This is a genomic window from Kitasatospora sp. NPDC059146, assembly GCF_042786665.1.
Lineage (GTDB): Bacteria > Actinomycetota > Actinomycetes > Streptomycetales > Streptomycetaceae > Kitasatospora.
Map to the genome: position 1 here is coordinate 1 of NZ_JBHZCY010000193.1, position 11976 is coordinate 11976.

The following is an 11976-nucleotide window of genomic DNA, read 5'->3' on the forward strand; positions in this document are numbered from 1 at the left end:
CCCGCGGCTGCTGACCCGTCCGTGGGCGCCGCCGGGGCCGCTGCGGGACCTCAAGGACGCCCTGCACGACCTGTACCTCGCGGCCGGCGCGCCGTCCCTGGCGGACATCGCGGGCGCCGTCCGGCTGGACGACTCGCTCGCCGCCGCACCGGAGCGGGACAGCGTCCGCCGCCTGCTGCGCTCGCCCCAGCTGCCGCCCAACCCGCACGACGCGGTGGCGGTGGCGTCGGTGCTGGCCCGGATGGCGGGGGGCGGGGCGGCGGTCGCGGCGGGGGAGGCCGCCCTGCGCGCCCGGAACCTGTGGATCGCGGCGGCGGCGGAGCCCCCGTACGGGCACGCCGTCGCGGACCTGCTCGATCCGATCGCCCTCGGCGTCCGTCCGACCTTCGCGTTCCCGGACATGCCCGCCACCCTGCCGACCCTGACCCCGTACGTGGACCGTCTGCACGACCGGGCGCTGCTGGACGTGGTGCGGCTGGGGGTCGGCGGGCACAGCGGCATCGTCATCGCGCGCGGTGCACCGTCGACCGGCAAGACGCGCAGCTGCTGGGAGGCGGTGCGGTCGCTGCCCGCCGACTGGCGGCTGTGGTACCCGGCCAATCCCTCCGACACCGGGCAGGTGCTCCAGGCGCTGGCGGGGGCCGGGCCGCGGACGGTGGTGTGGCTGGACCGGATCGACCGCTACCTGGACGCCGTCCAGGGGGTGACGGCCCAGCGGATCCACGACGAGATCAGGCAGGCGCTGTCCGACACCCGCCGCGCCCCGGTCCTGGTGATCGGGACGGTGTCCGACTCCGCCCGGATGCTGACGGGGGAGGGGGGCGAGGAGCTCCCGAACGCCGCCGCGCTGATGCTGATCGAGGAGGCGGGCGTCAACGTCCCCAACTCCCTGACGGGCAGTGAGCTGCTCGGGCTGGCCGCCCTGGCGCACCGGGACCCCCGGCTGTCGCTGGCCCAGGCCACCGCCAAGGAGACGGCCGTGCAGTTCCTGGCCAGCAACCACGGCGCCCACCCCGTGGTCAACGCGTACTCCTTCCACACGGCCGTGACCACCGGGGACACCGACACGCTCGTGGTGGGCGCGCGGCTCCTGCACGAGACCGGCCGCCCGCGGGAGGCGGTGGCCTGGTACCAGGCCGCGGCGGAGGCCGGCGACAGCCAGGCCGTCCGGTCGGCGGCGAGCCTGCTCAGCGAGAGCGGCGACCTGGCCGAGGCGATCTCCTGGCTGCGCGAGCGCGCCGACGCCGGCGACACCCACGCCGCGCTGGAAGCGGCGCGCCAGCTGGAGCACGACGGGCAGGACGAGGAGGCGATCACCCTCTACCAGCGCGCCGCCCAGACGGGTGGCAAGAGCCAGGCGCTGCGCTCGGCGGCGGCCGTGCTGCGTCGGCACGGCCGGGCGCCCGAGGCCCTGGCGTGGTTGCAGGGCCGGGCGCGGGACGGCGACGAGAAGGCGTACCGCGAGGCCGCCCACCTGCGCTGGACCACCGGTGACCGGGAGGGCGGACTGCGCTCCTACGAGGAGGCGGTGGCCGCCGGAGACACCACCGCCCTGCGCGAGGCGGCGGAGCACCTCCAGGCCGCGGACCGGGTCGAGGAGGCGATCGAGTGGTACCGGCGCGCCGTGCGCGGCGGCGACAAGGTGGCCCTGCGGCCGCTGGCCGACCTGTTGAAGGCCGAGGGCGACCTCGACGGCGCCCTGCCGTACTACCTGCGGGCGGCGGAGCTGTCCGACGTGCTGGCCATGCACCAGGCGGCCGCGCTCTACCGCCTGGGGAAGCAGCCGGCCCGGGCGCTGCACTGGTACCGGGAGGCCTCCCGGCACGGGGACGACTCCGCGCTGCTGCACATCGCCGCCCTCCACCAGGAGGCCGGGCGGATCGACACCGCGCTGACCTGGTACGCGAGGGCGGCCGACAGCCGGATCCGGGACGCCTACCGGGAGGCCGTCTGGATGCTCTGGGACGCGGGGCGGCTCGACGACGCCTACGCGTGGCTGGAGGGCCGCGTCGACAACGGCGACCGCCGGGCGCTGCGCGAGATGGGCGACCTGCTCCGTGAGGTCGGCAGGCTCCCGGAGGCGCTCGCCTGGTACCGCCGGTCCGCGGCGCTGGGCAGCAGGTACTCCCTCCGGCACGTGGCCCGGTTGGAGGAGCGGTGGGGGGCCGGGTCGGCGTAGCGGCCGGTCGCCCGGCGGCTCCGGTGATTTTCGGCCACGTCGCGGCCGGATTCCCCTGCGAACTTCACGAGTTACTTCACCCCAGTGATTCCGGGGTCCTTCCGGCGGTGATTACCGGGGTAATCAGAGAAATGACATGTCTCAGGAATGTGAGCAAGATGTGTGCCCTGGTATGTCCGCCTTTGGTCGGACAAGTCACCGGTGGTGAGGCGCGTAGACAGCCGGGGAATTGCCTGGGCACTACCAACTCTTGACCTTCCCTAGGGGATTACGTAGCCTCCTGATCAATACGGAGGGCCGGTCGCCGGGGTGTTCGAGCGAGCCAGTTGCCGCCGTGGGGTGACCAATTCGAATCCGTGGGGGATCTCGTGTACGACGTCATTGTTGTCGGTGCCCGCTGCGCCGGATCGCCGCTGGCCATGCTGCTGTCCCGGCAGGGCCACCGGGTGCTGGTGGTGGACCGGGCCTCGTTTCCCAGCGACTCCGTGTCGACGCACTACATCCATCAGGCCGGGCTGTTGAAGCTCAAGGAATGGGGGCTGCTCGACGAGATCGTCGGCGCCGGAACGCCGGCGCTGCGCACGATGCACTACGCCTACCGCGGGATCGAGCTCAACGGCTTCGCCGAGCCGGTCGACGGCGTGGACGCCGTCTACTGCCCGCGCCGCACCGTGCTCGACGAGATCCTCGTCAACGCGGCCCGCCGGGCGGGCGCGGAGGTGCTGGAGGGCTTCACCCTGACCGACCTGGTCTTCGACGGCGACCAGGTGGTCGGCATCCGCGGCCGCGAAGGCGACGGCCCGGAGCGGGAGTTCCGCTCGACCGTGGTGGTCGGCGCCGACGGCTTCCACTCGACGGTGGCCAAGCGCACCGGAGCCGAGCTCTACAACGTGCGCCCGGCCGCCGGGTTCATCTACTACTCCTACTACACCGGGCTGGAGGACTGGGGCCTGCACCACAAGACCGGCATGAACGAGCGCTGGTTCGGTACCTGGCCGACCAACGACGGGCTCCAGATGCTGGCGACCATCTGCACCCGCCGCCAGCTCAAGGAGTTCCGCCAGGACGTCGAGGGCCGCTTCCAGGCCGTGTTCGACGACGTGTCCCCCGAGATGGGCGTCCAACTGCGGGACCAGGGGCGGCGCGTGGAGGACTTCAAGCCGATGCGCTACCCGGACAACTACTACCGCCGCGCCTACGGTCCGGGCTGGGCCCTGGTCGGCGACGCCGGCTACCACAAGGACCCGTACACCGGGTGGGGCATCACCGACGCCTTCCTGCACGGCCAGCTGCTGGCCGACCGGCTCCACCAGGGGCTGGCCGGGGAGCGGCCGATGGAGGAGGCGCTCGCGGAGTACAACAAGCTCCGCGACGAGGAGAGCGGCGACGTCTACGACTTCACCACCACCCTCGGCGAACTCACCGAACTGCCGCCCTTCTTCCGCGCCACGATGTCCGCGATGAGCGCCACCCAGGAGTGGACCGACCGGATGCTCGGCCTGATCGGCGGCATCGTCGAGGGGTACGAGATCTACGCGCCGGACGCCCTGGAGCGCCTCTACGACAGCGCCGGAGTGCCGCAGGACCAGCGGATCTACGACCCCGCGGGCTGAGCCGCCCCGCCCGTCCGATGGTCCGTCACAGCACTGCCGCAGCAGTCGTTCCAGTCCGCCGAGGGAGCCAGCAGATGACCAATGCCGCCAGCATGTACGACCTGATCAGCGAACAGCCCGAGCAGAGACCGTACTTCGAGACCGGCGGGACCGGCCGGTCGCACGAGTTCTACACCGGCGAGGAGCAGCACCGCAGGGAGATGGAGCGGATCTACGGCCGCCGCTGGCTGCCCGTGGACCACGTCTCCCGGCTCAAGGAGAAGGGCGCGTTCAGCACCCTGAACATCGGTACCGGATCCGTCCTGCTGCTGCACGGCGACGACGGCATCCAGGCCTACCACAACTACTGCCGCCACCGCGGCTACAAGCTGGTCGAGGAGGCCTCCGGCAAGCGGCAGAGCCTGGTCTGCCTCTACCACTGCTGGGTGTACGACCGCAACGGCGCGCTCAAGAGCCTCAACGGCACCTACCTCGACCACTTCTTCGCCAAGGAGAAGAACGGGCTGCTGCCGATCCGCACCGAGATCCGGCACGGCGTCGTCTTCATCGCCTTCTCCGACGACGCCCCGGACCTGGACGAATCCCTCGGCGAGTTCGGCGAGTTCGCCCGCGTCTACCACCTGGACGAACTGGAGTGCATGGAGGCCAAGGACTACCCGGTCGCCTCCAACTGGAAGCTCGTCGCGCACAACGTCAACGAGAGCCTGCACTTCCCGACCGCCCACAAGGACCTGCACCGGATCACCGACTTCGACGACGCCGGCACCTACGACCTCCAGGGCGACATCGTCGGCGCCTGGCAGTCGATCCGCGGCGGCTTCAACTCCGTCTCCATGACCGGCCGCAGCCGCCGCGAACCGATGCCGCTGGTGCCCGAGGCCGACCGGCAGCGGATCAACTGGATCACCATCCTGCCCAACCTGCTGTTCGGCTTCACCGCCGACTACGTGATGATGCAGTGGGTCTGGCCGGAGAGCCCCGGCACCTGCCTGGTCCGGCACTTCTGGCTCTTCCACCCCTCCGAGACCGCCAAGGAGGACTTCTCCCACGAGGCCGTCTTCGCGCTGTGGGACAAGGCCAACTACGAGGACTGGGCGATGTGCGAGCGCACCCACCGGGGCCTGGCGAACCCGCACTGGGCCCCCGGGCAGCTCTCCCTCGACGAGGAGGTGGTCTCCCAGATCGACGCCTGGGTCGCGGAACAGACAGCTGAGATGGACCCGACAACTCCTCCCGTCAGCTCCGACGCCGCCCCGGCCGCCGAGGCCCGCGCATGACGACGAACTGCTACCTCATCGGCGGCACCCGGGTCCTGACCGCGTGCGCCGCCCGGCTCCTCGACGCCGGCGTGCACATCGAGGGCGTCCTCAGCGACGACCCGGCCGCGGCCGCCTGGGCCGCCGAACACCGGATACCGCTGCTCGACCCGCGCGGCGACCTCCGGGAGCTGCTCTCCCGACGGCCGTTCGACTACCTGCTCAGCACCGTCAACTTCCGGATCCTGCCCGCGGACGTGCTCGCGCTGCCCAGGATCGCCGCCGTCAACTTCCACGACGGCCCGCTGCCCCGCTACGCCGGCAGCCACGTCCCGGCCTGGGCGCTGTACGAGGGCGCCACCCGCCACGCCGCCACCTGGCACCGCATGACGGAGACCGTCGACGCCGGAAGCGTGCTGCTGGAGCGCTGGTTCCCGATCCGCGAGCACTCCACCGCCCTGTCGCTGACCTACGAGACGGCCGAGACCGGCATCGAACTGTTCGGCGACCTCGTCCCGCACCTGGTGGCCGGCACCCTGCCCGAACCGGTCGACACGGCCGGCCGCGAACGCCGCTTCTACCGCCGCGCCGCCCGGATGGCCGACGGCGGCGTCATCCACGCCGGCACCACCGCCGCCGAAGCCGTCCGCACCGCCAAGGCCCTCGACTACGGCTCCTTCCCCAACCCGCTCGGGCTGCCCGTGTACCTCACCGGGCAGGGCGCGGTGTTCACCCGGCAGGTCCGCTCGATCCCCCGCGCCGACGCCCGCACCGGCACCACCGCGCTCTCCGTGACCACCTCCGCGCTGACCCTGGCCGGACCGGACGCCGACCTCGTGCTCAGCGACTTCACCGCCGTCGACGGCACCGCCCTCAGCGGGCAGGCCGCCGCCCAGTGCCTCGGCATCGTCGAGGGCGCCCCGGTGCCGCCCGCCCCGCAGGACCTGCTCGCCTCCCTCGCCGCCGCCCAGGAGCAGCTGCGACCCCACGAGCCCTGGTGGCGCGCCCGCCTGACGGACCTGCGTCCGGCCCGGCTGCCCGCCGGGGACTTCACCGCCGCCACGGCCCACTACGGCCGCTACGAGCTGGCGTTCACCCCCGCCTCGCGCGAGGACACCGCGGAGGTCGTCCGCGCCTTCCTGCGCGCGGTCGCCGAGCGTACGGACGCCGGGCATACGGTCGCCGGGCGTACGGACGCCGAGCGCACGGACGCCCCGGCCGGTCAGGACGCCCCCGGGGGCTTCGACTTCGCCTGGTCGCCGTCCGCCGCGCGGGACCTCGCCGAGCGCACCCACGGACTCGTCGCCGCCCGCCACCCCGTCCGCTTCGACACCGAGGACACCGCCGCGACGCTGCGCCGCAAGCTCGACCGGGCCGCCGAGAAGGGCGGCTACGCCGCCGACCTGGAGGCCCGGCTCGGCCTGGCCGGGCGCCCGCTGGGCGAGCGGGAGCCGGCCTTCACCCGGGTCATGGTCCTGGAACGCGGCGCGGGCGAGGAGGCCTCCGCCGAACCGCACACCGAGGTCGCGCTGCTGTGCGTGCAGGACGGCCCGCCCACGGTGTTCGTTCGGGAGACCGCCATGGACTCCGAGGAGGCGCTGGCGTTCACCGAGCGGGTCGAGGACCTCTTCCTGGCCGCGCTGTTCCACGGCGAAGACGGGACGCCCGTGGCGAGCGGTCGCACCGGGGACGCCTCGGCACGTGCGAGCACCGATGCCCCGGCGACCGGGGCCGACCCGGACGCCACCGAGGGCCCGACCGTGCTCGACCTGGTGGCCGCCGCCGTCGCCGAACGGCCCCGCGCCGTCGCCGTGCGCTGCGGCGACCGCACCCTCGACTACGCCCACCTCGACGCCTGGGCGGACGCGATCGCCGCCCGCCTCCACGACCACGGCATCGAACCCGGCTCGGTGGTCGGCATCCTGACCGAACGCGGCCCCCACCTGCTGCCCGCCCTGCTCGGCGTCCTGCGGGCCGGCGCCGCCTTCCTGCCGCTGGACCCGGGCTACCCGGCCGACCGGCTGCGCCGCTACACCGAGGTCGCCCGCTGCGACCTGGTCCTCACCGACGACCGCACCCACGCCCTCGGGCAGTCGCTCGGCGCCGCCCTGCGCGTGCCGGAGGCGGACGGCGCCGCGATGGCCGTGCCGGCCCCGGTCGGTGGCCGCGACCTCGCGTACGTGCTGTTCACCAGCGGATCCACCGGCGACCCCAAGGGCGTCGAGGTCGAGCACGGCGCCCTGGCCAACTTCCTCACCGGCATCGGCACCCGCCTGGCCGTACCGGCCGACGCCCGGGTGCTCGCGCACACCACGGTGGCCTTCGACATCTCCCTGCTGGAGCTGCTCCTGCCGCTGACGCTCGGCGCCACCGTCGTCCTCGCCTCCCGCGAGACCGCGCGCGACCCGCACCGGCTGGCCGAACTGACCGGCGAAGTGACCGTCGCCCAGGCGACCCCGAGCCTGTGGCGCCTGCTGCTGGAGACCGGCTGGACCCCGCCCGCCTCGCTCACCGTCCTGTCCGGCGGCGAGGCGCTGCCGGCGAGCGTCGCCCGGCAGCTGCACGCCTCCGCCCGGGAACTGTGGAACCTCTACGGCCCGACCGAGGCCACCATCTGGGTCTCCTGCCACCGGGTCACCGACACCGACGCCCTGCTGCCGCTCGGCGAACCCCTGCCGAACCTCCGGCTGCACGTCCTGGACGAGCGCTCGGAGCCCGTCCCGGCCGGTGGCACCGGCGCCCTCCACCTCTCCGGCGCCGGGCTCGCCCGCGGCTACGCCCACCGCCCGGACCTCACGGCGGACGCCTTCGTCGTCCACCCCACCAGCGGCGTACGCCTGTACCGCACCGGGGACGAGGTGCGGCTGCACCCGGACGGCGCCGTCGAATGGCTGGGCCGGGCCGACGCCCAGGTGAAGGTGCGCGGCAACCGGATCGAACCGGCCGAGATCGAGCGGGTGCTGGAGCGTTTCGACGGCATCACCGCGGCCGTCGTCGGCGCCGCCCGCTTCGAGGGGCGCGGCGAACCGCGCCTGACGGCCTACCTGGTCGGCGGAGCGACGGCCACCAAGTCCCGGCTGGACGCCTTCGTGCGCGCCGCGCTGCCGGACTACATGGTCCCCGACGCCTACGTGCGCATCGACGCCCTCCCGCTCACCGACAACGGCAAGGTCGCGCGCACCCGGCTGCCCGAGCCGAAGCGGGACAACATCGTCCGCGCGGCCGACGGGGCGGAGCCGGCGCGCCCGGCGGTGCAGGACCGCACCGCCGGGATCGCCCGGGTCTTCGCCGCCACGCTCGGGCACACCGAGTTCACCGCGGACGACAACTTCTTCGACCTCGGCGGCGACTCGGCCAGCGTCACGGTGGCCGCGGCGCAGCTGAGCACGGCACTGGGCCTGCGGATCAGCGCGGCGGACGTCTTCGCGACCGGCACGCCGGCCAAGCTGGCCCGGCTGCTGGGCGCGGGGGAGGGGGAACCGGCACCGACCGTGCCCGCGCCCGTGGCCCTGCCCGTACCGGTGGTCGAGGCCGTACCGGTGGCCGAGACCGAGACCGAGACCGAGACCGAGACCGAGAGCGAGACCGAGGTCGTGGTCGTGGTCGAGGCCGTTGCGGCCCCCGTACCGGCCCCGGTCGTCGTCCGGGAGCAGGCCCCGCCCGTGGCCCCGGCGCCCGCCGCCGCGCGGCCGCAGCCCGCCCCGCGCCCGGCCGAGGACGGCGCGCTGGCCGTCGTCGGCATGGCCTGCCGCTTCCCCGGCGCCGCCACCCCGGACGAGTTCTGGCGCAACCTGATGGACGGCGCCTCGGGCGTCGGCCCGGCCCCGGCCGGGCGGCGCGGCTGGGCCGAGCTGTGGTCCGACACCGACGACGTGCCGACCGGCTGGCTCGACGGCGTCGAGTACTTCGACCCCGCGCGCTTCGGCCTCACCGACCGCGAGGCCCGGCGGATGGACCCGCTCCAGCGCCTGCTGCTCAGTGTCACGGCCGAGGCGCTGGAGAGCTGCGGCCACGACCACACCTCGCTCGGCGCGGACACCGGCGTCTTCGTCGGCACGATCGCCAGCGACTTCCCCGAACTGGTCGCCCGCAGCACCGGCCACGCCGACCCGCACGCGGCCACCGGCACCGCCATGTCGATGATCGCCAACCGGCTGTCGCACGTCTTCGACTGGTCGGGGCCGAGCATCGTGGTGGACACCGCCTGCTCCTCCTCCCTGGTCGCCCTGCACCAGGCCGCCATGCACCTGCGCGCGGGCGACGTCGACGCCGCCGTGGTCGGCGCGGCCAACCTGGTGCTCACCCCGGACAAGTCCCGCTCCTACGCGCGCACCGGCATGCTGTCCCCGCAGGGGCGGTGCCGCACCTTCGACGAGGCGGCGGACGGCTACGTACGGGGTGAGGGCTGCGGCGTCGTCGTCCTCAAGCGGCTCGCCGACGCCGAGCACGACGGGGACCCGGTGCTCGCGGTGATCCGCGGCACCGCCGTCAACCACACCGGCGGCAGCGCCGGATTCCTCACCGCGCCCAGCAAGCCCGCCCAGGAGGCGGTGCTGCGCAAGGCCCTCGCCGCCGCCGGCCGCACCGCCGAGGACATCGGCTACATCGAGGCGCACGGCACCGGCACCCCGCTGGGCGACCTGATCGAGCTGGAGGCCCTGCACGCCGTCCTCGGCCGGGGCCGGGAGGAGGCCCGGCCGCTCCCGGTCGGATCGGTGAAGACCAACCTCGGCCACCTGGAGCCCGCCGCCGGCATCGCCGGCCTGATCAAGACCGTCCTCGCGCTCCAGGCGGCGACCATCCCGCCCTCGCTCAACTACCGCACCCCGAACCGGGCGTTCGACTTCGCCGGTTCGCCGCTGGTCGTCGCCGACCGGGCGCTGCCGTGGGACGGGCCGAAGGCGGCGGGCGTCAGCAGCTTCGGCTTCGGCGGCGTGAACGCGCACGTCGTGCTGGAGGCCGCGCCGGACACCGCCCCGGTGCAGGACGGCGGGCCCCGGCTGGTCGTCCTGTCGGCCGGCTCGGAGGCGGCCTTGCGCACCCTCGCCGAGCGGCTCGTCCTGATGCTGGACTCCCCGCACTGCCCGCCGCTGGCCGCGCTGAGCGAGGCCGCCCTGCGCCGCCCGGCCCAGGCGCACCGACTCGCCTGCGTGGTGAACGGCGTGGAGCAGCTCGACGACAAGCTCCGGCTGTTCCTGGCCGGGGCGGGCACCTCGCGCTCGCTGCACACCGGCGTGGTCTCCGGCACGGCCAGGGCCGGCCGGGAGCCGCTCGACCCCGGCGCCTCCAGGGAGCAACTCGACGACGCCGCACGGCAGTTCGTCACCGGGGTGGACCTGTCCACCGGCCCGGGTCGGGCGGGCGTGCGGTTCCCGACCGCACCGCACGAGGAGCGCTTCCTGTGGCCGGCCCCGGCCCCCGCCCCCGTGGCCGCAGCGGTCCCCGTTGCCGCGCCCGCACCCGCGCCGGCCGGTCCGTCCGTCCGCCGCTGGGACGGGCAGCCCGAGGCCGCCGAGCACCTCGTGCTCGGGCGGCCGACCCTGCCCGGCGCCGCGTACCCCGGCCGGGTCGCCGAACTCCTCGGCCGGGACGGCTTCACCCTGCGCGACCTGACCTTCCGGATGCCCGTCGAAGGCGCCGACACCCTCACGGCCGAGCAGGACGGACCCACCGTCCGGTTCCGCAACGCCGCCGGGGCACTGGTCTGCGACGGCGAGGTGGCCGCCGCCGAGGCGCCGTCCCCCCTCGCCCCGCCCGCCGCCCACGGCCTGGCACCCGTGGACCTCGACGCGATGTACCGGGCCCACGAACAGGCCGGGCTGCACTACGGCCCCGGCTACCGCACCGTCACCGCGCTGTCCACCACCCCCGGACAGGCCGTCGGCACCCTCCGCGCCGACGACCGACCGTACGGGCCGCTGGACGCCCGGCTGCTCGACGGCGCCTTCCAGGTCGCGCTCGCCGCCTGCGGCGCGCGGGGACTGTACGTCCCCTTCGCCGTCGAGCGGCTCACCGTCCGCGGCCCGCTGCCCGCCACCGCCCGGGTGCACGCCCGGCGCGACCGGGAGGCCGGCCCCGACGCCGGGCTGCTCAGCGCGAGCCTGGTGATCCTGGACGGCGACCAGCCCGTGCTGGAGGCCCGCGGGATCACCTGGAAGCGGATCTCGCCGACCCCGCCGGGGCCGGCACCCGAGCCCGACCCGCGGCGGGAGACCGCCCACGGCGCACCCGCGACCGCGCCCACCGGCGGCACCCGGCCCACCGCACCGCCGCCCCCGCCCCGGCGGACCGGCGGCGCCCTCCGGGCCACGCTCGCCCAGTGGGTGGCGTCCGCCCTGGAACTGGACGCCGACACCCTCGAAGGCGACCGGCCGCTCCAGGAGCTGGGGCTCGACTCGGTCCTGGCCGTCTCGCTGGCCCAGGACATCCGGTCCCGGCTGGACGTGGACATCCCGATCACGCTGCTGCTGGAGGTCGGCACGGTCGACCGGCTGTCCGCCGCGCTGCGCGAGGAGTACGGCGTCGCCGACGGCCCGGCCGAGCCGGCCCCCGCTGCCCCGCCGGAGCGCACCGAGGCCCCCGCGGCCAGGGAGGTCCCCGTGGCCACCGCGGCTACTGCCGCTCCGCGCGACGACCAGCAGGACGACGGTCCCCGTGACGACGGCCCCCGCCACGACGACGAGCGCCACGACATCGCCGTCATCGGCGTCGACGGCGTCTTCCCGAACGCCGCGAACCCCGCCGAGCTCTGGCGCGTCCTGACCGACGGCCAGGACTGCCTGCGCGAAGTGCCCGCCTCCCGCTGGGACATCGACGCGTACTACGGCACCGAGGGCGAGCCCGGCACCGTGTACCTGCGGCGGGCCGGCTTCGTCGACGGACTGACCGACTTCGACGCCGGGTTCTTCCGCCTCTCGCCCGCCGAGGC

4 protein-coding genes are annotated in these 11976 nt (G+C 74.6%); all 4 read left to right on the plus strand.

Annotated features, from left to right (window positions below):
- Window positions 1–2179 (plus strand): hypothetical protein (locus tag ACFXPX_RS41570; protein ID WP_380644937.1); only part of this gene is annotated, 2179 nt, incomplete at its 5' end.
- A gap of 356 nt (window positions 2180–2535) precedes the next feature.
- Window positions 2536–3792 carry an NAD(P)/FAD-dependent oxidoreductase gene (locus tag ACFXPX_RS41575; RefSeq protein WP_380531934.1) on the plus strand — a complete coding sequence of 419 codons (1257 nt, stop codon included), beginning with the start codon at window positions 2536–2538 and terminating at the stop codon, window positions 3790–3792.
- A gap of 74 nt (window positions 3793–3866) precedes the next feature.
- Window positions 3867–5069: an SRPBCC family protein gene (locus tag ACFXPX_RS41580; RefSeq protein ID WP_380531932.1), complete on the plus strand. Its 1203-nt coding sequence runs from the start codon at window positions 3867–3869 to the stop codon at window positions 5067–5069.
- Window positions 5066–11976 (plus strand): amino acid adenylation domain-containing protein (locus tag ACFXPX_RS41585; protein WP_380644938.1); only part of this gene is annotated, 6911 nt, incomplete at its 3' end. The genes ACFXPX_RS41580 and ACFXPX_RS41585, both read left to right, overlap by 4 nt.

What these genes read in the sequence shown, in the direction of transcription:
- ACFXPX_RS41580 (WP_380531932.1), top strand. Translation starts at nt 3,867, where the DNA reads ATGACCAATGCCGCCAGCATGTACGACCTGATCAGCGAACAGCCCGAG.